The organism is Pseudonocardia sp. Ae717_Ps2 (assembly GCF_001932475.1).
GTDB lineage: Bacteria > Actinomycetota > Actinomycetes > Mycobacteriales > Pseudonocardiaceae > Pseudonocardia.
This window is the reverse complement of record NZ_MCIS01000001.1, coordinates 4241923-4261396: the sequence shown is the minus strand read 5'-3', so window position 1 is coordinate 4261396 and position 19474 is coordinate 4241923. Positions and strand designations below refer to the sequence as shown.

General features: G+C 72.3%; 18 protein-coding genes. 9 read left to right on the top strand and 9 right to left on the bottom strand.

The window, feature by feature from the left end; genetic code table 11:
- Nucleotides 1-239: 239 nt before the first annotated feature.
- The 4 genes from Ae717Ps2_RS19585 to Ae717Ps2_RS19570 all read left to right on the top strand — a co-directional run bounded on the left by Ae717Ps2_RS19585 (nucleotide 240) and on the right by Ae717Ps2_RS19570 (nucleotide 4687).
- Nucleotides 240-1751, top strand: a complete 1512-nt coding sequence (locus Ae717Ps2_RS19585) for an MmgE/PrpD family protein (RefSeq protein WP_020621530.1) — start codon at nucleotides 240-242, stop codon at nucleotides 1749-1751.
- Complete coding sequence (prpB, locus tag Ae717Ps2_RS19580; protein ID WP_075333700.1) at nucleotides 1751-2659, top strand: methylisocitrate lyase; 909 nt, start codon at nucleotides 1751-1753, stop codon at nucleotides 2657-2659. Before Ae717Ps2_RS19585 ends, prpB begins: the two co-directional genes overlap by 1 nt.
- Complete coding sequence (locus tag Ae717Ps2_RS19575; RefSeq protein WP_020621528.1) at nucleotides 2656-3783, top strand: bifunctional 2-methylcitrate synthase/citrate synthase; 1128 nt, start codon at nucleotides 2656-2658, stop codon at nucleotides 3781-3783. The genes prpB and Ae717Ps2_RS19575 overlap by 4 nt, the downstream gene beginning before the upstream one ends.
- A gap of 97 nt (nucleotides 3784-3880) precedes the next feature.
- Nucleotides 3881-4687, top strand: a complete 807-nt coding sequence (locus Ae717Ps2_RS19570) for an enoyl-CoA hydratase/isomerase family protein (RefSeq protein WP_075310868.1) — start codon at nucleotides 3881-3883, stop codon at nucleotides 4685-4687.
- A gap of 44 nt (nucleotides 4688-4731) precedes the next feature.
- Here the strand turns inward: Ae717Ps2_RS19570 and Ae717Ps2_RS19565 are convergent, their stop codons facing one another.
- Complete coding sequence (locus Ae717Ps2_RS19565; protein ID WP_075333699.1) at nucleotides 4732-6180, bottom strand: short-chain fatty acyl-CoA regulator family protein; 1449 nt, start codon at nucleotides 6178-6180, stop codon at nucleotides 4732-4734.
- A 208-nt stretch (nucleotides 6181-6388) separates the two neighbouring features.
- Here Ae717Ps2_RS19565 and aceA point away from each other — a divergent pair, with 208 nt between their 5' ends.
- From aceA to Ae717Ps2_RS19545, 4 genes are all read left to right on the top strand, one after another.
- Nucleotides 6389-7693: an isocitrate lyase gene (gene aceA, locus Ae717Ps2_RS19560; protein WP_020621525.1), complete on the top strand. Its 1305-nt coding sequence runs from the start codon at nucleotides 6389-6391 to the stop codon at nucleotides 7691-7693.
- Between the two features lie 79 nt (nucleotides 7694-7772).
- On the top strand, nucleotides 7773-8654 hold the full coding sequence (locus Ae717Ps2_RS19555; RefSeq protein ID WP_020621524.1) for a 3-hydroxybutyryl-CoA dehydrogenase: 882 nt from the start codon (nucleotides 7773-7775) through the stop codon (nucleotides 8652-8654).
- Nucleotides 8654-9439: an isocitrate lyase/phosphoenolpyruvate mutase family protein gene (locus Ae717Ps2_RS19550; RefSeq protein WP_075333698.1), complete on the top strand. Its 786-nt coding sequence runs from the start codon at nucleotides 8654-8656 to the stop codon at nucleotides 9437-9439. Before Ae717Ps2_RS19555 ends, Ae717Ps2_RS19550 begins: the two co-directional genes overlap by 1 nt.
- A 33-nt stretch (nucleotides 9440-9472) precedes the next feature.
- Nucleotides 9473-10606, top strand: a complete 1134-nt coding sequence (locus tag Ae717Ps2_RS19545; protein WP_075310874.1) for a bifunctional 2-methylcitrate synthase/citrate synthase — start codon at nucleotides 9473-9475, stop codon at nucleotides 10604-10606.
- Between the two features lie 90 nt (nucleotides 10607-10696).
- Here the strand turns inward: Ae717Ps2_RS19545 and Ae717Ps2_RS19540 are convergent, their stop codons facing one another.
- The 7 genes from Ae717Ps2_RS19540 to Ae717Ps2_RS19510 all read right to left on the bottom strand — a co-directional run bounded on the left by Ae717Ps2_RS19540 (nucleotide 10697) and on the right by Ae717Ps2_RS19510 (nucleotide 17463).
- Nucleotides 10697-11002: a helix-turn-helix transcriptional regulator gene (locus Ae717Ps2_RS19540; protein WP_020621521.1), complete on the bottom strand. Its 306-nt coding sequence runs from the start codon at nucleotides 11000-11002 to the stop codon at nucleotides 10697-10699.
- 11 nt (nucleotides 11003-11013) lie between these two features.
- Nucleotides 11014-12243, bottom strand: a complete 1230-nt coding sequence (locus Ae717Ps2_RS19535) for a GTP-binding protein (RefSeq protein ID WP_020621520.1) — start codon at nucleotides 12241-12243, stop codon at nucleotides 11014-11016.
- A 97-nt stretch (nucleotides 12244-12340) separates the two neighbouring features.
- Nucleotides 12341-12976 carry a nitrile hydratase subunit beta gene (gene nthB, locus Ae717Ps2_RS19530; protein WP_020621519.1) on the bottom strand — a complete coding sequence of 212 codons (636 nt, stop codon included), beginning with the start codon at nucleotides 12974-12976 and terminating at the stop codon, nucleotides 12341-12343.
- A gap of 18 nt (nucleotides 12977-12994) precedes the next feature.
- Nucleotides 12995-13633, bottom strand: coding sequence for a nitrile hydratase subunit alpha (gene nthA / locus Ae717Ps2_RS19525; protein ID WP_075310876.1), 639 nt, complete (start codon nucleotides 13631-13633; stop codon nucleotides 12995-12997).
- Entirely contained in the window at nucleotides 13630-15291 is a 1662-nt protein-coding gene (locus Ae717Ps2_RS19520) for an amidase (protein WP_083702427.1), read from the bottom strand. The genes nthA and Ae717Ps2_RS19520 overlap by 4 nt, the downstream gene beginning before the upstream one ends.
- 239 nt (nucleotides 15292-15530) lie before the next feature.
- On the bottom strand, nucleotides 15531-16004 hold the full coding sequence (locus Ae717Ps2_RS19515; protein ID WP_020621836.1) for a MaoC/PaaZ C-terminal domain-containing protein: 474 nt from the start codon (nucleotides 16002-16004) through the stop codon (nucleotides 15531-15533).
- Nucleotides 16005-16041: 37 nt separating this feature from the next.
- Nucleotides 16042-17463 carry a DHA2 family efflux MFS transporter permease subunit gene (locus tag Ae717Ps2_RS19510; RefSeq protein WP_020621835.1) on the bottom strand — a complete coding sequence of 474 codons (1422 nt, stop codon included), beginning with the start codon at nucleotides 17461-17463 and terminating at the stop codon, nucleotides 16042-16044.
- A gap of 251 nt (nucleotides 17464-17714) precedes the next feature.
- On the opposite strand from Ae717Ps2_RS19510, the gene Ae717Ps2_RS19505 reads away from it, so the two are divergent.
- Entirely contained in the window at nucleotides 17715-18335 is a 621-nt protein-coding gene (locus Ae717Ps2_RS19505) for a TetR/AcrR family transcriptional regulator (protein WP_075333697.1), read from the top strand.
- A gap of 84 nt (nucleotides 18336-18419) precedes the next feature.
- On the opposite strand, the gene Ae717Ps2_RS19500 is transcribed toward Ae717Ps2_RS19505, so the two are convergent.
- Nucleotides 18420-19463, bottom strand: a complete 1044-nt coding sequence (locus tag Ae717Ps2_RS19500) for an ABC transporter ATP-binding protein (protein ID WP_083702425.1) — start codon at nucleotides 19461-19463, stop codon at nucleotides 18420-18422.
- Between the last annotated feature and the right edge of the window lie 11 nt (nucleotides 19464-19474).

Sequence of the window (19474 nt, the reverse complement as noted above, 5' to 3'; positions counted from 1 at the left end):
CGTCGCCAGGCGCGGCCGGTCGGGACTCCGGCCCGACCCGCTCGGGCCAGCGGATCAGGGCGGTCTCGCGTGCTCGTCACCGTTGTGACGGCGATGTGCATCGAGCACGGGGAACGGCAGTTCTCCCCGCCGGCGCCAGTGCGACGAATGGTCGAGGCAGGGATGCGTGGCCGGAGAGCCGGCCGCGGATTCCGTCGCCATGCCTCGACGTCGTGCCTGTTCATGATGGAGGAGAACGTATGACCGTCGAGCACAAGGTGCGCGTGTACCGCAGCGAGGAGAACCTCGCCCGCGCCGACCAGCTGGCCTGGAAGATCGCCGAGGTGGCCGCCGACCAGGTACCACCGCCGGCCGAGGTGGCCGACATGGTCGTGAACCGGGTGGTCGACAACGCGGGTGTGGCGACGGCGTCGGTGAACCGTCGTCCGGTCGTGGCCGCACGGGCGCAGGCGCTGCGCCACGCGGCCCCGCAGGACCGGGCCGGGGCGGTCGTGTTCGGCACCCGTGAGCGGGTGTCGCCGGAGTGGGCGGCGTGGGCCAACGGTGTCGCGGTGCGGGAGCTGGACTTCCACGACACGTTCCTGGCGGCGGACTACTCCCATCCCGGCGACAACATCCCGCCGCTGCTCGCGGTCGCCCAGCACACGGGTGCGGACGGCGCCGCGCTGACCCGGGCGATCGCGGTCGCCTACGAGGTCCAGGTCGCGCTGGTCACCGGGATCTGCCTGCACCAGCACAAGATCGACCACGTCGCGCACCTCGGTCCGTCGGTCGCCGCCGGGATCGGTGCCCTGCTGGACCTGCCGGCCGAGGTCACCTACCAGGCCGTGCAGCAGGCCCTGCACACGACGACCGCGACCCGGCAGTCGCGCAAGGGCGAGATCTCGTCGTGGAAGGCGTTCGCCCCCGCGTTCGCGGGGAAGGTCGCGATCGAGGCCGCCGACCGCGCGATGCTCGGCGAGGGCGCGCCGTCGCCGATCTACGAGGGCGAGGACGGTGTCATCGCCTGGCTGCTCGACGGCCCGGACGCCGCGTACACCGTTCCGCTGCCGGAGCGCGGGGAGGCTCCCCGCGCGATCCTGCAGACCTACACCAAGGAGCACTCCGCGGAGTACCAGAGTCAGGCGCTGATCGACCTCGCGCGCCGGCTCGGCCCCCGGATCCGGGAGGCGGGCGGCGCGGAGCGGGTGCGCAGCATCGTCATCCACACCAGCCACCACACCCACTACGTGATCGGGTCCGGGTCCGGGGACCCGCAGAAGTACGACCCGACGGCGTCGCGGGAGACCCTGGACCACTCGATCCCCTACATCGTCGCCGTCGCGCTGCTCGACGGCGGCTTCCACCACGAGCGCTCCTACCCGCCGCACCGCGCGGCCGACGCGGAGCTCGTCCGGCTGTGGCACGCGATCTCCACCGTCGAGGACCCGGAGTGGACGCGCCGCTACCACTCCCACGACCCCGCGGAGAAGGCGTTCGGTGGTCGGGTCGAGGTCACCTTCACCGACGGCACGACCCTGGTCGACGAGATCGCCGTTGCCGACGCGCACCCGTTCGGCGCCCGCCCGTTCGGTCGTGACGCCTACGTCGGCAAGTTCCGCGACCTGGCGCGCGATGTCGTCGACCGCGTCGAACAGGACCGGTTCCTCGACCACGCCCTGCGTCTGCCCGAGCTGAGCGCCGCCGAGCTGGGCGAGCTGACGATCGTCCCGGCGTCGCTCGCGACCGCACCGGGTCGCGGGGTGTTCTGATGCTCGGCGCGACCAGCACCCCCCACGCGCGCAGGGTGGCGTTCCGCGAGGCGCTGGCGAGCGGCCGGCTGCTGCAGTTCCCCGGCGCGTTCAACGCGCTGTCGGCGATGCTGATCGCCGAGCAGGGATTCGACGGCGTGTACGTCTCCGGTGCCGTCCTCTCCGCGGAGCTGGGGCTGCCCGACGTCGGGCTCACGACCTCCACCGAGGTCGCGGCCCGCGCCGCGACGATCGCCCGGCAGACCGACCTGCCCGTCCTGGTCGATGCCGACACCGGGTGGGGCGGTCCGGCGAACGTGGCCCGCACGGTCCAGACCTTCGAGGACGCCGGGCTGGCCGGGTGCCACCTGGAGGACCAGGTCGACCCGAAGCGCTGCGGGCACCTGGCAGGCAAGGCGCTGGTGCCGACCGAGGACATGTGCACCCGCGTGCGGGCGGCGGTGCGCGGGCGCCGCGACGACGCGTTCGTGCTGTGCGCCCGGACCGACGCCCGCGCCGTCGACGGGCTGGACGCCGCGATCGACCGCGCCCGCGCCTACGTGGCCGCCGGTGCCGACATGATCTTCGCGGAGGCGCTGACCGGGGAGGACGAGTACGCCGCGTTCCGCGACGCCCTCGACGTCCCGCTGCTGGCGAACATGACCGAGTTCGGGAAGAGCCCCCTGCTGACCGCGGACACCCTCGAGAAGCTCGGCGTCAACGTCGTCATCTACCCGGTGACCCTGCTCCGGCTCGCCATGGGTGCCGCGGAGGCCGGGCTCGCCGAGATCCGCCGCACCGGCACCCAGGCCGGAGTGGTCGATCGGATGCTGACCCGCGCCCGGCTCTACGAACTCCTGCACTACGACGAGTACGGCGCCTTCGACGCCGGGCTCGCCGGCTATCTCGACGAGGAGGACCCCTCATGACCGTGGCCGACGCACCCCCGCAGATCCACAAGGGGCTGGCCGGAGTGGTCGCCGACACCACGGCCATCTCCAAGGTCGACGCCGACACCAACTCCCTGCTGTACCGCGGTTACCCGGTGCAGGACCTGTGCGCGCACTCCGGCTTCCTCCAGGTCGCGCACCTGCTCTGGCACGGCGAGCTGCCCGCCGCCGACGCCCTGGCCCGGCTGGAGGCACAGGAACGCGCGCTCCGCCCGATCGACCGCAGCCTGCAGGCACTGCTGCTCGGCACGCCCACCACCTGCCACCCGATGGACACCCTGCGCACCGCCGTGAGCTGGCTCGGCTCCGAGGACGCCCAGGAGGACGACCCGGCCGCCGACACGCAGAAGTCGCTGCGGCTGCTCGCCGCGCTGCCGACCGTCGTGGCGATCGACCAGCGCCGCCGACGGGGGCTCGACCCGATCGCGCCCGACCCGGACCTGGGCTACGCGGCGAACTTCTTCCACATGACCTTCGGCGCGGTGCCCGAGCCCGAGGTGGTGCGTGCGTTCGAGGTCTCGATGATCCTCTACGCCGAGCACAGCTTCAACGCCTCGACCTTCACCGCCCGGGTCGTGACCTCGACCCTGTCGGATCTCTACAGCGCCGTCGTCGCGGGGATCGGTGCGTTGAAGGGGCCGCTGCACGGCGGGGCAAACGAGGCCGTCATGCACATGCTCGCCGAGATCGACGGGCCCGACGCCGCCGAGGCGTGGCTCGCCGACGCGCTCGCGAACAAGAAGAAGATCATGGGATTCGGGCACCGCGTCTACAAGCGCGGCGACTCCCGGGTCCCGACCCTGCAGGCCGCGCTCGAACGGATCGTGGAGCTGCGCGGGGCCCACGAGCTGCTGGCCACCCACACCGCGCTGGCCGAGGCGATGCACCGGGCGAAGGGGCTGCACCCCAACCTCGACTACCCGGCGGGCCCGCTCTACCACCTCATGGGCTTCGACATCCCGATGTTCACGCCGCTGTTCGTGATGGCGCGGATCACCGGCTGGACGGCCCACATCGCCGAGCAGCTCGCGGCGAACTCCCTCATCCGGCCGCTCGCGGCCTACGAGGGCTCGGCCCGCCGTGAGGTCCCGGCCGGACGCTGACCGTTCCGGCCTCGCCCACCGGCCGACCGCCGGTTCTCCCGCGGCCGGCCCGCCCGTCGATCACGGGCGGGTCGGCCGCCCACATCCGGAGGTGTCCATGACCGCGACCGTGGTGGCGAGCTCCGGCAGGCCGCCCGGCACCGCCGGCGTCCGGCTGAGCCGCGACGGGCAGCACGTCGCCGTTCTCACGCTGGACGCCCCGCCCGCCAACGCGCTGTCCCGCCCCGTGCGTGCGGCACTGCGCCACGCCCTCGACGAGGTGGACCGTGACACCCGGTTCCGCGCCGCCGTCCTCACCGGCGTCGGACACTTCAGCGCCGGTGGCCATCTCGTCGAGGAGCAGCACGCCCGCGACGACGGCGACGCTGCGGCCTTCCTGACCGAGATCGTCGAGCTCACCGACCGGGTCGAGGAGCTCCGCGTCCCGGTGGTCGCCGCGGTCGCCGGAGGCGCCGTCGGCGCCGGGCTCGAACTCGCACTGGCCTGCGACCTGCGGGTCGCCGCCGAGGACGGCTTCTTCGTGGCTGCCGGGGTCAACGTCGGTCTGATCATGAGCGCCTGGCGGCTGCCGCGGCTGCTCGGGCTCGGCCCGGCCAAGGACATGCTGCTCACCGGTGACCGGTGCGATGCGGCTACGGCCCTGCGGACCGGCCTGGCGAGTGCCGTCGTGCCGACCGACGCGGTGGTCGACGCCGCCCTGGAACGGGCGCACCGGATCGCGGGGCGGTCGCCGCTGTCGGTCGAGGCGACGAAGGCCGCCGCCAACCGGGCACACCAGCTCGACGCGGCCGGCGGTCGGGCCGTGCAGGCGGAACGGTTCGCCGACCTGGTCCGCACCCGCGACCACGTCGAGGCAGTGCGCAGCATCCTCGATCGGACCCGGCCGGCCTACGGCCGGCACTGACAGCTCCTGCTCCGGCTCCCGGTCGACGGGGCCCGCGGGGCCCCTCAGCCGCCCGGTGCGACCGGGTAGGGCACGAAGGTGCTGCGGTCCTCCAGGATCAGCGTCGTGTGGTCCAGGCGTGGGAACGCCCGCTGTGGGCACTGCGCCCGGCTGCACACCCGGCAGCCGGCGCCGATCGGTGTCGCGGCCGAAGGGGTGTCGAGGTTGAGCCCGTCGGAGTAGACCAACCGGTGTGCATGGCGGATCTCGCAGCCGAGTGCGATCGCGAAGGTCTTGCCCGGTCGTCCCCATCGGCGCTGGGAGCCGGTGACCGTGCGCGCGACCCACAGGTAGCGGGCGTCGTCGGGCATGGCGGCGATCTGTACGTCGATCTCGCCGGGGGAGGCGAAGGCGCGGTAGACGTTCCACAGTGGACAGGTGCCGCCGCCGCGGGAGAAGTGGAACCCGGTCGCGGACTGGCGCTTGGACATGTTCCCGGCCCGGTCGACGCGGACGAAGGAGAACGGCACCCCCGGCTCGGACGGGCGCTGCAGTGTCGAGAGCCGGTGCGCGATCGTCTCGAACCCCTGTCCGAAGTGGTCGGACAGGCGCTCGATGTCGTAGCGGAACCGCTCGGCGGTGGCCCGGAACTCGCCGTAGGGCAGCGTCAGCGCCGCCGCGAAGTACCGGGCCAGGCCGATCCGGGTCAGGGTGTGGGTGTCGTCGTCCGCCGGGTCCTCGGCCGCCAAGCGCTCGATCAGCGCGTCGTGTTCCAGCAGCGCGAGCTGGGTCGCCATCCGGAATGCCTGCTGGCCGGCGCGCAGTGCGGGGGACAGCCGCAGCACCCGTTCGACCCGGTCGTAGCGGTGCATCTCGCCGGAGCCGGTCGTGTCGTCCTCCAGCCCGGCGATGCTGACGCCGTGCACCGTCCGCAGGCGCTCGGCGAGGGCGCGGCGCACCTCGCCCCGGCGCATCCCGATCTCCGACGCCAGCGTCTCGGCCGCGTCGTCGAGTTCGGCCACGTGGTTGCGACGGCGGTAGAAGTAGTCGCGGACCTGCTCGTGCGGCGACGCCGACCGGATCCGGTCGGTGCCGTCGTTGCCGACCGGACGGCCGTCCCGGGTGTGGTCCGACGCGGCGGCCAGGTGCTCGTCCGCCCGGCGCCACCGCCGGTACAGCTCCAGCACCGCGTCCGCGGCCGCGGGCAGCTCGCCGGCGAGCCGCTCGATCTGTCCCGCCGGGACCGGTCCGGCCGCCGACGTGGTCTCGGCGAACACCTCGTGCAGCTCGGCGACCAGCCGCTCGGGTCGCCGGGCCGCGAAGAACGCCGCGTCGACACCGAACACCTCGGTGATCCGCAGCAGCACCGGCACGGTCAGGGGTCGGGAGCCGTGCTCGATCTGGTTCAGGTAGCTGGGCGAGATCTCCAGGGCCCTGGCCAGCTCCGCCTGGGTCATCGAGCGGGTCTCGCGCAGCGCGCGTAGCCGGGTGCCCGGGATGCCGGAGGTCGCCATGGCGGGACTGTAGCCGAGACCACCCTTTGCAAGATTCGCAGAATCCGGCCGGAAGATGCGCAGGAGTTGGCAGGCGGCCACCGTCGCCTCACCTCCGTTGCAGCTCCGATGCTGGTCGCACCCCGTTCGAGAGATCGCCACGGCCCCCGGCCACCGCCGGGAGACCGTGAGCGCGGACACGGACGCGAACTTCGCAAAGGAGCAGGACATGACCGGGACGAACCGGCAGCAGCGGGTCGACGAGCTGAAGCAGGAGTGGGCGAACGACCCGCGCTGGGCAGGGATCACCCGCGGTCACAGCGCGGAGGAGGTCGTGGCGCTGTCGGGCAGCGTGCGCGAGGAGCACACGCTGGCCCGCCTCGGCGCCGAGCGGCTGTGGTCGCTGCTGCACGAGCGCGACTACGTGCACGCCCTCGGGGCGCTGACCGGCAACCAGGCCGTGCAGAGCGTGCGCGCCGGGCTGGAGGCCATCTACCTGTCCGGCTGGCAGGTCGCCGCGGACGCCAACCTCGCGGGCCAGACCTACCCCGACCAGAGCCTCTACCCGGCCAACTCGGTGCCCGCGGTGGTCCGCCGCATCAACAACGCGCTGCTGCGCGCCGACGAGATCAGCACCCTGGAGGGCCGCTCGGCCGCCGAGGGCGGCGACGACCCGCACTGGCTGGTCCCGATCGTCGCCGACGCCGAGGCCGGCTTCGGCGGCCCGCTCAACGCGTTCGAGCTGATGAAGGCCATGATCGCCGCGGGCGCGGCCGGTGTGCACTGGGAGGACCAGCTCGCCTCGGAGAAGAAGTGCGGCCACCTCGGCGGCAAGGTGCTGGTCCCGACCTCCCAGCACGTCCGCACCCTCAACGCGGCGCGGCTCGCGGCCGACATCTCCGGCGTCCCGTCGGTGATCGTCGCCCGGACCGACGCCCAGGCCGCGAACCTGATCACCTCCGACGTCGACGAGCGGGACCGCCCGTATCTCACCGGTGAGCGCACCGCGGAGGGCTTCCACCGGGTCACCGGCGGCATCGAGCCCTGCATCACCCGCGGGCTCGCCTACGCGCCGTACTCCGACCTGCTGTGGATGGAGACCTCGGTGCCGGACCTGGAGCTGGCCCGCAAGTACGCCGAGGCGATCAAGGGCGAGTTCCCCGACCAGATGCTGGCCTACAACTGCTCGCCGTCGTTCAACTGGCGCAAGCACCTCGACGACGACACGATCGCCCGCTTCCAGCGCGAGCTCGGTGCGATGGGCTACGCCTTCCAGTTCATCACCCTCGCCGGCTTCCACGCCCTGAACCACTCCATGTTCGACCTGGCCAAGGGCTACGCGGCGAACGGCATGACCGCCTACGTCGCCCTGCAGGAGCGCGAGTTCGCCGCCGAGGCCGACGGCTACACCGCCATCAAGCACCAGCGCGAGGTCGGCACCGGCTGGTTCGACGCCGTCTCCACCGCGGTCAACCCGGAGTCGTCCACCACCGCGCTCGCCGGGTCGACCGAGGCCGAGCAGTTCCACGGCTGAGCGAGTTCCCGCGGTGGGTGGCCGGGTGCGTCCGCGCATCCGGCCACCCCTGCCGCACCCCGTCGTAGGAGGAGAACAGGTGAGCGGGATCGAGCGGGTCGGCGTCGTCGGCGCCGGACAGATGGGCGCGGGCATCGCCGAGGTGTGTGCGCGGGCGGGGAACGACGTCCACGTCGTCGAACAGCACCACGGAGCGCTGGACCGGGGCCGGGAACGGATCCTGGCCTCGATGGACCGGGCGGTGGACCGCGGGCGGCTCTCCGTGCCCGACCGGGACGCGGCAGCGAGCCGGCTGACGTTCTCGACCGACCTCGGCGACCTCGCCGACCGCCAGCTCGTCATCGAGGCGGTCGTCGAGAACGAGATGGTCAAGTGCGACCTCGCCGCGAGCCTGGACAAGGTGCTCGCCGACCCGGACGCGGTCATCGCCTCCAACACCAGCTCGATCCCGATCATGAAGCTGGCGCACGGCACCGGGCGACCGGGACAGGTCGTGGGGCTGCACTTCTTCAACCCCGTGCCGGTGCTGCCCCTGGTCGAGGTCGTCGGTTCGCTCACGACCTCGGCGCAGACCCTCGCCCGGGTCGAGGAATGGGTGACCGGGGCGCTGGGCAAGCAGACGATCCGAGCCGCCGACCGGGCCGGGTTCGTCGTCAACGCGCTGCTGGTGCCCTACCTGCTCGGCGCCGTCCGCATGGTGGAGACCGGTCGGGCCACACCGGCCGACGTCGACGCCGGGATGAGGCTCGGGTGCGCCCACCCGATGGGGCCGCTGGAGCTCGCCGACCTGATCGGGCTCGACACCGTCGCCGCGATCGCCGAGACGATGTACGCCGAGGAGCACGAACCCCTCTACGCACCGCCGCCGCTGCTGCGGCGGATGGTCCAGGCGGGCCTGCTGGGACGCAAGACCGGCCGCGGTTTCCACTCCTACCCGGCCACGACGGCAGGGGCGCGCTGATGCTGCAGACCGACGTCCCACCCACCCGCCGACGCGTCGTGCTCCGGGCCGCGCTCGACCGGCCCCGTGCGGGACGCCGCCCGCTGCGCTTCCACACCGTCACCACCGCCGCGTCCGCGCGCCAGATCGCGGCCATGGGGCTCGACGGCGTGCACGTGGCGGCGGCCGACACGGGCGGGCAGGACGCCGCGGAGCTGGTCGCCCGGATCGTCCGGGCCACCCCGCTGCCGGTCCTGGTCGACCTCGGCCCGACCGGCGACGCCGACACGGTGGCGCACATCGCGGCGGCGGGCGCGTCCGGCGTGCTCCTCGACGACACCTCGCCCGACGAGGGGGCGGCCGGGGACGTCGAGACCCGTGTCCGCACCGCTGTCCGCGCCCGTCACGACCCCGCGCTGCTGATAGGGGTCCGCACGACCACCGACCGGGCCCGCGGCCTGGTCGACACCATCGACCGGGCCCGCGCCCGTCTCGCCGCGGGCGCGGATCTCGTCGTCGTCGAGGCGCCTGCGTCGCGGGCCACCTACCCGGTCCTGCGCGAGGCCCTCACCGCGCCGCTGTTCGTGACCGCCACCCCGGTCACCGGCGGCGACCCGACCTCCGTCCTGCTGCCCACCGTCACGCAGCTCGCCGCCTTCGGCATGGACGCCGTGATCCACCCCGTCACCGGGCCGCGGTCCCCGGCAGCCACCGACCGTGGCAGCCGGATCCCGTGCGACACAGGAACACCACGAGGTCTCGCCGACGCGCTCCTGGCCGGAGCACGTCGCGACGCCGTCCGGTAGCGGGCCACCGGCCCGCCGCAGAAGGAGACACCCATGACCGACGACCAACGCGACACCCCCGTCCGACGCGGCCTGGTGGGAGTCGTCGCCGACACGACGTCGATCTCCGACGTCGACCCCTGTCACAACGTCCTGCTCTACCGGGGCTACCCGGCGCCGGCACTCGCCGAGCGGCACGGCTTCCTCGACGTCGCGCACCTGCTCTGGACCGGGGAGCTCCCGGACCCGGCCGAGCTCGCGGCGCTGGAGCGGCGCGAGCGGTCCCTGCGCCGGCTGGACCCCGCGTGTGAGGCGATGCTGCTGTCCCTGCCGACCGACTGCCATCCGATGGACGTGCTCCGCACCGCGGTGAGCTGGATCGGCGCCCACGACCCGGCGACCACCGACCACTCGGCCGGGGCCAGCGCGGAGAAGGCGGTGCAGCTGCTCGCGGTGCTGCCCACGATCGTGGCGCTCGACCAGCGGCGTCGCCGCGGGCAGCGTCCGATCGCGCCGCGGGATGACCTCGGGCACGCCGAGAACGTGTTCCACATGACCTTCGGTGAGATCCCCGAACCCGAGGTCGTGCGGGCCTTCGAGGTCGCGATGATCCTCTACGCCGAGCACAGCTTCAGTGCGTCCACGTTCGCCGCGCGCACCGTCACCTCGACCCGCTCGGACCTCTACAGCGCCGTCGTCGCCGCCCTCGGGGCGCTGAAGGGCGAGCTGCACGGCGGTGCGAACGAGGCCGTGATGAACCAGTTCGACGAGATCGGCGACCCCGACCTGGTCGACGAGTGGCTGGAGGCCCGGTTCGCCGCCGGCAAGAAGGTCATGGGGTTCGGTCACCGGGTCTACAAGCGTGGCGACTCCCGGGTCCCCGCCCTGCACTCCCGGATGCGACAGGTCGCCGACCTGCGAGGCGGCCGTGCACTGATGGCGCACTACGAGGTGCTCGCCGGCGCGATGCTGCGGGAGAAGGGGTTGCGGCCCAACCTCGACTACGCCGCGGGCCCGCTGTTCCACCTCATGGGGTTCGACACCCCGATGTTCACCGCGCTCTTCGCGATGTCGCGGATCAGCGGCTGGACCGCGCACGTGATCGAACAGGCTTCCCACGACGTCCTGATCCGCCCCGTCGCGCGTTACGACGGAAAGGCGCGCCGGGAGGTGAGTGCCGTTCGATGACATCCTGAATCCGCGTCGGAGAACCGGACGGGTCCGATGACCCGTCCGGTTCTCGGCATGTCCGGAACCGGGGGACCTCCCTGCCCGCGGTCATCGACCGTCGGGTGTCCGGAAGATCGTCTGCAACGTCGTCAGCACGTGTCTGGCCGGCCCGTTCTGGTCGACGGAGTAGAAGCGGTGCCGGCCGGACCGCCGTTCGTGGACGAGTCCGGCCGTGCGCAGGATGCGCAGGTGGGTGGAGACCGTGTTGCGCGCGACGGTGGTGGTGCGCAGCGCGATCTCGCCGGCGGTGCACTCCTCGCCGTCGGCGATCAGGATCAGGATGCTGCGCCGGGTGGGGTCGGCGAGTGCCTCGAATGCGGACCCCACGAGCCCGTCCTCCCTGACCACGGTCATCTCCGCCTCCGTCAGAGTCCGGCGGGGAGCCGGCCACCTGCCGCGGCGGAGGCGACGTCGATCTGTCCGGTGCCGAGCGGGTCGGGGAGCGCGTCCCAGCCGTCGGGCCCGAGCCCGATCTCGGCGTCGGTGAGCAGGCACGCGTCCAGGTCGGCGAACAGGCGGTCGCGGTCGATTCCCTGCCCGATGAACACCAGCTCCTGCCTGCAGTCGCCGACGGCGTCGTCCCAGTTGTCGGTGATCGCGTCGCGTCGGTAGTCCTGCGGCCAGATCTCCTGCGGGAGGAAGCGCCACCAGTGCCCGATGTAGCCGTGCCGGATGAGGTGTCCGGCCTGGGAGATGCTGCCGATCTCGGTGATCCTGGCGGCGTTCCAGAAGTAGCCCTTCGCCCGCAGGAGCCGGCCGTTGGTCCAGTCACGGGTGAGGAAGTGGTGCAGGCGCTCCGGGTGGAACGGTGCCCGCGCCCGGTACAGGCACGAGGCGACGCCGTACTCCTCGGTCTCCGGGATGTGCTCGCCGTTGATCTCCTGGAGCCAGCCGGGTGCCGTGGCGGCGCGTGCGAGGGAGAACAGACCGGTGTCCAGGATGCGGTCGAGCGGTGCCCGTCCCTCGGACACGGGGAGGATCTCGGCGACGGCGTTGAGCCGGCGCAGGATCTCCGTGAGCTCGGCGACCTGGGTGTCGTGCATCAGGTCGGTCTTGCTGATGAGGATGACATCGGCGAACTCGACCTGGTCGACCAGCAGGTCGGAGAGGTCGCGGCGGTCGTCGGGAGCATCGGCGTCCACCGGGCGCCCTGCCCGGAAGTCCCGGAGGAAGTTCACGCCGTCGACGACGGTGACCATGGTGTCGAGCCGGGCGATGTCGTCGAGCGCCCCACCTGCGGGGTCGACGAAGGTGAAGGTCTCGGCCACCGGGAGGGGCTCGGAGATGCCGGAGGACTCGATGAGCAGGTAGTCGAACCGGTCCTCGCGGGCGAGGCGGGTGATCTCGCCGAGCAGGTCGTCGCGCAGGGTGCAGCAGATGCAGCCGTTGGTCATCTCGACCAGGCGTTCCTCGGAGCGGCTGAGCTCGACCTCGCGGGCGATCTCCGAGCCGTCGATGTTGATCTCGCTCATGTCGTTGACGATGACCGCGACCCGGCGGCCGTCGCGGTTGTTCAGCACGTGGTTGAGCAGCGTGGTCTTGCCTGCTCCGAGGAAGCCCGACAGGACGGTGACGGGGAGGCGGGTGTCGGTCATCGTCGTTCCTCTCGTCGCCGGCGGAGGCGACCGTGGTGGGAGGTCGGGCGGACCGGGCGGGCCCGTCGGAACGGGCCCGCCCGGACGGTGCGGTGGGTCAGGCGGCGCGCTCGAGGTAGCCCTCGAACAGGTCGACGACGACGGCACCGGCGTCGGTGTCGTCGCCGAACAGCTCGGCGGCGTCGAACTCGACGTGGTAGCTCGGCTCCGAGCCGCCGTCGCTGCGGCCGTGGCCCGCGGCGTCGGGGAAGGGCCAGGTCATCCCGGTGCGATGCTGCACCGTGCCGACCTTGCCCCGGCAGAACGCGGGGTAGCGGACGTGCCCGGCGAAGTGGTCGTCGGTGACCCGGACCTTGTCGCCGACCTCGAACGTCTCGCGGTTCTCCCGCGCGGGACGCCCGGGGGAGGTGGCGGGGAGGGCCAGCGGGAAGGGCCCGCCGGCCGCGGCCTCCAGCTCGTCGTGGGTGAGCACGCCCTTCTCGACCATGAGCGTCGCGGCGCCGATGATGTAGCGCTCGTAGTACGGGGTGCTCAGGTAGTGCACCGGCTCGAGCCGTTCGACCGCGTGGCGCACCTCGTCGAGGGTGAAGTTGCCGTTGGTCACGCCGAGGAACAGCAGGCTGTAGCCCAGGTGCTCCCAGTCGTACTTGAAGGTGTCACCGATCGGGCCGTTGGCGGTGTGCGGGACCGGGCCGAAGCCCTGCCGGCCCGCGAGGTCGTGAACGCCGTCCATGGGGTGTGCTCCGTTCGCTCAGGTGTTGGGGTGCTCGACGACGACGTCGGCCGAGGGCAGGGCGACGCCGATGAGACAGTCCTTGGTGACGATGGACGCGAGTCGTTCGGCGTCCCAGCCCTCGGTCCCCGCCGGGCGCATGGGGAGAACCATGTAGCGGGTCTCGGCGGTGGTGTCGTAGACCTTGATCTCGACGCCCTCGGGGATCGTGGTCCCCAGCTCCGCCAGGACCTTGCGGGGCTCACGCACCACGCGGGCGCGATACTCGAAGCCCTTGTACCAGGTGGGCGGCAGACCCAGGATCGGCCAGGCGGTGCAGGAGCACAGCGAACAGACGATGACGTTCTTGACCGTCGGGGTGTCGGCGAGCGCTCGGATGTACTCGCCCTGGGCGCCGAGGTAGCCGTACTGGGCGACGGCCGCGGTCCCGTCGGAGAGCAGCAGCTCGCGGAACTCCGGGTCGGTCCAGGCCCGTGCGACGAGCTCGGCCCCGCGCCGCGGGCTGTACTCCTCCTCGAAGGTCGTCTTCCATCCTTCGTTGAAGCCGGTGGGGATGAGTCCCTTGGCGTCCAGGGCGTTCTTCAGTGCCCAGGCGCGGTCCTCGACGGGGGCCTGCTCGGGCAGGCCGGTGCGGTTCTGGTGGGCGGCGAGCGTCACGTGTGCTCCTTCGGGATGGTGGTGGTGCGTTCGGTTCGTGTGTGGCAGGTGCTGCGAGACCTGCGCGCGAGTGGCGGGGGCGGCGTCACCCCCCGGACGCCGGAGACGAGCGGCGACGCTGCTCCGACCGAGCCGGCGAGGGCCGGTGGGGCGGGGAAGCCGCCGACGGCCTGCTCGAAGGTGTGCGCGACCCGAAGGACGGTCGCGTCGTCGAAACGCCGGCCGACGATCATCAGACCGACCGGGAGCCCGTCGACCAGCCCGGCCGGCACCGAGACAGCGGGGTGACCGGACACGTCGAACGGGGCACAGTTGCCGACCATCCCCAACGCGGTCGGCAGATAGGTGTCCAACCCGGCATCGAGCCCGATCAGCTCCGGCGCGGTGTAGGGCAGGGTCGGCATGACCAGCACGTCATAACCACTCAACGCCTGGTCGTAGGCCGCACGCAGCTCGAACGCGAGGTTGCGGGCCATGCCGTAGTAGACGCCGCCCCCGTGGCCGAAGGTGTAGCCACCCGAGAGCCCGACCAGCTTGACCGTCTTGGACAACTCCGCCCCCCGGGCGAGGCGCTGACGGTGGTAGTGCGCGATCAGCTCCGGATCGTAGAGACCCGGATAGTTCATGCCGTAGGCGTTACCGTCGACCATCTGGTAGGCCGCACCCTCGGTCGCGATGACGTTCCACACCGCCATCCCGTCCAGATGCCACGGGATCGACACCTCCTCCGCCACCAACCCGGCCCCGGCCAGAGCACCGACCGCGGCACGCACGGCCTCGTCGACGGCCGGGTCGCTCTCCGGGCGGCCGAAACCCTCGACCACGATCCCCACCCGCAACCCCGCCGCCGAGGTCTCCAGTGCGGTGAGGTAGTCGACCGGGTCCAGCTCGGTGGGCTGACGGGCGTCGAGCCCGTCGACACCCGCCAGGACCGTCAGCATCCGTGCGGCGTCGGACACCGTGCGGGTGATCGGACCCAGGTGATCGATCGTGGCCTTGATCGGGAACGCCCCGGTGTAGGGGACCAGCCCGTGAGTGGGCTTGTGCCCCACCGTCCCGCAGAACGCACTCGGGATCCGGATCGAACCACCCTGATCACCACCCACGGCCAGATCCACCGCACCCGAGGCCACCAGTGCCGCGCTCCCACTCGACGAACCACCGGCATTACGGCCGGTGTCCCACGGATTGCGCACCGGCCACGGCCGCGAGGTGAAACTCGCACCCGAGAAACACAGGTCCTCACACACCGACTTCCCGGTGATCCTCGCCCCCGCCGCCAACAGCCGGGTCGCCACCGTCGCATCCCGCGACGGGACGAAACCCTCGACCGTCGCCGACCCATTGGTCATCGGCACCCCGGCCAGACAGATGTTGTCCTTCAACGCCACCGTGCGCCCGACCAACGGACCCTCGGCGGCACCCGGCACCGACGCCGTCACATGCCAACCACCGAGCGGGTTGTCCGCGGGCTCCGACCACGCCCGCTGGGGCGTCTGCGGCGCCGAAGCACGGTAGAGCTCCTCGACCCAGTCGGACGCAGCCAGCGTCGCCGTGACCGCCGGACCGAACTCCGCCAGCTCGGCCTCGGACAGGCCGAACGCGTAGTGCTCGTTCAACGCCGCCAACCGGGCGGCGTCGGGAGGGGGTAGCGCCACGGGCACTCCTTCGATCCAGGTACCAAAGAGGCTGGCCCGTACACACTCTCATGTCAACAGATTCTGACGCGTTGACATGATCGTAACGACGCCGAGTACGAGTCGGAGGCATGGCGATGTCGAGGAGGCCGAGCTCGGACGGGTGGTCCGCCGCGCGGGTCGAGTCCGGAGCGGGTCACTGCCGCTGTCGAGGTGGTGTCACCCGGTGGCCCGGGAAGTCGTCGATGAGGGAGCCGGCGTCAGTCGTGGCGGGGCCGTTGCCAGGCCAGCAACCGTGCGGTGGTGGTCTGCCGCACCGCGTCGTGCTGGTTGAGCGTCCGCTGCTCGACGACGACCCATGCCTGGTCCGGCCGCGACCGGGACCGGCGGATCTCGCGGATCACGATCTCCACCCGCAGGACGTCCCCGGCCCGGGCGGCGCTGGGCCAGGCCACGTCGGCGCCCCCGCCGACGATGCCCGTCGCGATGGGCGGCCCGCTGGTGACCACGAGTCGCATGGTGAGCGCCGCGGTGTGCCAGCCGCTGGCCACGAGACCGTCGAAGAACGTCCCCGCGGCCGCGTCGGCGTCGGTGTGGAAGGGCTGCGGGTCGAAGTCGCGGGCGAAGGCGACGATCTCCTCGGCGGTCAGCTCGTGGGTGTCGGTGGTGAAGGTGGCGCCCTCGACGAGGTCGTCGAGCCAGAGGCCGTCGCGGGTCGGGTTCGGTGTGGTCATGGTGAGCCTCCGCTCGGTCGGACGGGGATGGTCGGGGTCAGGTCGCCGGTGCCGACGCCGGCCGGCCGGCCGGTGTGTCCCGCCGCCGCTCGACGACCGTGAGGGCCGTGGCGAAGACCGCCGCGACCAGGGCGGAGGCCACCAGCAGGACCCACCCCCCTCGGAGCGCACCCAGCTCCTCGGGCAGCCCGGTCGTGTGGGTCCCGACGACCGACACCAGCAGTGCGACCCCGAGCACGGAGCCGCCCTGGCGGGCGGTGTTGATGAGGGACGAGCCGGAGCCCCACTGGTGGGCGGGCAGCGCCGATCCCACGAGCGCGGACAAGGTGGGCAGGATGAGCCCGACGCCGAGCCCGGTGAACACCTGACCGGGCAGGACCCCGGCCCAGTAGCCCTGCTCGGTCCCCAGCCGGAGTAGCCACCAGGTCGGACCCGCGGCGAACGCGACGGTCCCGGCGAGCGCCACCGGGCCGGACCCGAACCGTGTGGCGAGTCGGCCGCTGAAGCGGGACACCACGACGACCACGAGCGGGCCGGGTGCCAGTCCGAAGCCGGCGAGCGCCGCGGACCAGCCCCAGGTGCCGGTCAGGAAGAGGACGTTGACGACCAGCATCCCGGCGAACGCCGTGGTGAACGCGGTCATCGTCAGCGCGGCGGTCGCCACGACCGGGACCCGGAGCACGTCGAGTTCGAGGGCCGGGACCGGGTGCCGCCGCGAGCGCAGGACCACCCAGGTGAGGCCGGCGACGGCCAGGGCGATCCCGGACAGGACCGGCACCGACACCCACCCGTCGTCCGGGGCGCGGACCAGCGCGTAGGCCAGCGCGCCGACGCCGACGACGAGTCCGGTCGCGCCGAGCAGGTCCGGGACCCCCACTCGTGCGGTACCGGGCTCGACCAGCACCCGCAGTCCCACGAGCAGCGCGACGACGCCGACGGGGACGTTGACCAGGAACACCCAGTGCCAGGAGAGCTCGACCAGCAGGCCGCCCACCGGCGGTCCCAGCGCGGCGGCCACGGCGCCGATCGAGGCCCAGGCGCCGACCGCGTGCGGCCGCCGTTCCGGCGGGTAGGCGGCGAGCAGCAGCGACAGCGAGGTCGGCATGACCATCGCCGCCCCGACGGCCTGGACGGCCCGTGCGGCGACCAGCGCCCACACCGTCGGGGCGACCGCGCACAGCGCCGAGGCCACGGTGAACACCGCCAGCCCCACCAGGAACAGCCTGCGGTGGCCGAACCGGTCGGCCAGGCGCCCGGCGAGCGCCAGGAAGGCGGCGAAGACGACGGTGTAGCCGTTCAGCACCCACGACAGCTGGCCCAGGTCCGATCCGGGGAAGTCCGCCCGGATCGCCGGGAACGCGATGTTGACGATGAACAGGTCGAGGCTCGACAGGAACGCCGCCGCCGAGGTGACCAGCAGCACCGTGGTGGGAGCGGGGCTCGCCGAGGTTGCGGGCATGGGCCGTCCTTCCGGACCGGGGGCAGGAGAACCGGATGCCGGCGAGCCGGCCTCCACGGGCGACGAGCCGTCCGGTGACGTTCGTGCGCCCGGTGCGGTGTCATCCGGCCGGACCGATCGGTCCGAGACAACGCGATGTCGACACCGTTCGTCAAGTACTGAATGCGAAGGAGCTGCTCACAACGGCTGAGCGGTAGGCAGGCAGCCGGACTGAGCGGTCTGTAGGATGGGGTGGATCGGAAGGAGTGCCCGTGGTCGGCACAGCGAAGCCGGACGTCCGGGAACGGATCCTGGACGCGGCGGGGCGTCTGTTCTACGCCCGTGGCGTGCGTGCCGTCGGCATGCAGGAGATCATCGACGAGGCGGGCACCGGCAAGAGCGGGCTCTACGGTCACTTCGCCACCAAGGACGACCTCGTCGAGGCCTACCTGGAGCGCTGGTCGACGGCGTTGGCCGCGTCAGCCGACCGCGCCCTGCGGGAGGCCGGCGGGGACCCCGGGGATCGCATCGTCGCGGCGGTGACACACGTCGGCCAACGGGTCCTGCGGGAGGGCGGACGGGGGTGTCCCCTCCGCAACTATCTGGTGGAGTTCCCCGGCTCGGGCGACGGGGCCGGAGCCGGGAGCGGGCCGAGCGCCCTCGCCCGGCGCCGGTTGCGCGAGTCCCGCGCAGAGGTGGACCGGGCGGCGCGGGAGCTCGCCGGTCCGGTGGGCGGCCCGGTCCTGGCCGAGCAGGTTCGGCTCGTCGTCGACGGTCTCTTCGCGCGCGCCGCGCGCCGGTCGCCCGGTGACGACGCGCCACCGGTGGACGCCGTGCTCGCCGCGGTGGAGATGGTCCGCACCATGGTCGCGCACCATCGGGACCGCAGCTGACGGTGTGACGCCCTTGCCGGTGGCGCGGCCCGCGGATCGTTCATCTCCCCGGCGACCGTCCGGCACAGGGGTCCTCGTCGGCGCTCATCGCACGCGCGGCATCTCGGCGGTCTGCTCGGCGTCACGCCAGCCGTGACGGCCTCCCGGTAGCTGCGCGGTGGCGGCCGGCGCCGCCGTCGCGGCGTGGATCGCCTCCTGAGCGGCCGGGCCGAGGGTGTGCATCATGTCCGCGACCCGCCGACGGCGACGGGCGACGGCCTTGCGCTCCGGTACGCCGGGTGAGGTGGTCAGCTGCGGCTTCAGCGGAGGGAGCCCCTGGAGCTCGCCGGCCTCCTCCAGCTCGCGGGCGGCCTGGGCCGCGTCCTTCTCCTCGGACATGCCGATCGGTCCCTGACGACGGCCGTTCAGGAACTGCGCGACCACCGGCTCCTCGGAGGTCAGCAGCTGCTCGCGCGGCCCGAACATCGCCAGGTGCTTGCGGTACAGCAGGCCGATGTTGTCCGGCACGGTCTGGGCGGTGTTGATGTCGTGCGTGACGATCAGGAAGGTCGAGTCGGTCTGCGCGTTGAGGTCGATGATCAGCTGGTTCAGGTAGGCGGTCCGGACCGGGTCGAGACCGGAGTCCGGCTCGTCGAACAGGATGATCTCCGGGTCGAGGACGAGCGCACGGGCGAGCCCGGCGCGCTTGCGCATGCCCCCGGAGATCTCGCCGGGCAGCTTGCCCTCGTCGCCGCGGAGACCGACCAGCTCCATCTTGTCGAGGACGATGTCGCGGATCTGCGCCTCGGACTTCCTGGTGTGCTCGCGCAGCGGGAAGGCGATGTTGTCGAACAGGTTCATCGACCCGAACAACGCGCCGTCCTGGAACAGGACGCCGAAGAGCTTGCGGATGTCGTAGAGCCGGTTCTCCGAGCAGCGGAGGAGGTCCGTGTCGTGGATGACGATCGAACCGCGTTCCGGCTTGAGCAGGCCGATCAGCGACTTGAGGAACACCGACTTACCGGTTCCGGACGGCCCCAGCAGTACCGAGACCTCACCCGCCGGCAGCGTGAGTGTCACGTCGGACCAGATGTTCGCCCGGCCGAACGACTTCGTCAGACCCTCGACCTTGACCTCGACGCCCTTCACGGCGCACCTCC

Coding starts and splice junctions, on each gene's coding strand:
- Ae717Ps2_RS19550 (WP_075333698.1), top strand. CDS start 8,654: ATGCTGCAGACCGACGTCCCACCCACCCGCCGACGCGTCGTGCTCCGG.
- Ae717Ps2_RS19575 (WP_020621528.1), top strand. CDS start 2,656: ATGACCGTGGCCGACGCACCCCCGCAGATCCACAAGGGGCTGGCCGGA.
- Ae717Ps2_RS19570 (WP_075310868.1), top strand. CDS start 3,881: ATGACCGCGACCGTGGTGGCGAGCTCCGGCAGGCCGCCCGGCACCGCC.
- Ae717Ps2_RS19535 (WP_020621520.1), bottom strand. CDS start 12,243: ATGACCGACACCCGCCTCCCCGTCACCGTCCTGTCGGGCTTCCTCGGA.
- Ae717Ps2_RS19540 (WP_020621521.1), bottom strand. CDS start 11,002: ATGACCGTGGTCAGGGAGGACGGGCTCGTGGGGTCCGCATTCGAGGCA.
- nthB (WP_020621519.1), bottom strand. CDS start 12,976: ATGGACGGCGTTCACGACCTCGCGGGCCGGCAGGGCTTCGGCCCGGTC.
- prpB (WP_075333700.1), top strand. CDS start 1,751: ATGCTCGGCGCGACCAGCACCCCCCACGCGCGCAGGGTGGCGTTCCGC.
- Ae717Ps2_RS19510 (WP_020621835.1), bottom strand. CDS start 17,463: ATGCCCGCAACCTCGGCGAGCCCCGCTCCCACCACGGTGCTGCTGGTC.
- Ae717Ps2_RS19585 (WP_020621530.1), top strand. CDS start 240: ATGACCGTCGAGCACAAGGTGCGCGTGTACCGCAGCGAGGAGAACCTC.
- Ae717Ps2_RS19565 (WP_075333699.1), bottom strand. CDS start 6,180: ATGGCGACCTCCGGCATCCCGGGCACCCGGCTACGCGCGCTGCGCGAG.
- Ae717Ps2_RS19515 (WP_020621836.1), bottom strand. CDS start 16,004: ATGACCACACCGAACCCGACCCGCGACGGCCTCTGGCTCGACGACCTC.
- Ae717Ps2_RS19545 (WP_075310874.1), top strand. CDS start 9,473: ATGACCGACGACCAACGCGACACCCCCGTCCGACGCGGCCTGGTGGGA.
- aceA (WP_020621525.1), top strand. CDS start 6,389: ATGACCGGGACGAACCGGCAGCAGCGGGTCGACGAGCTGAAGCAGGAG.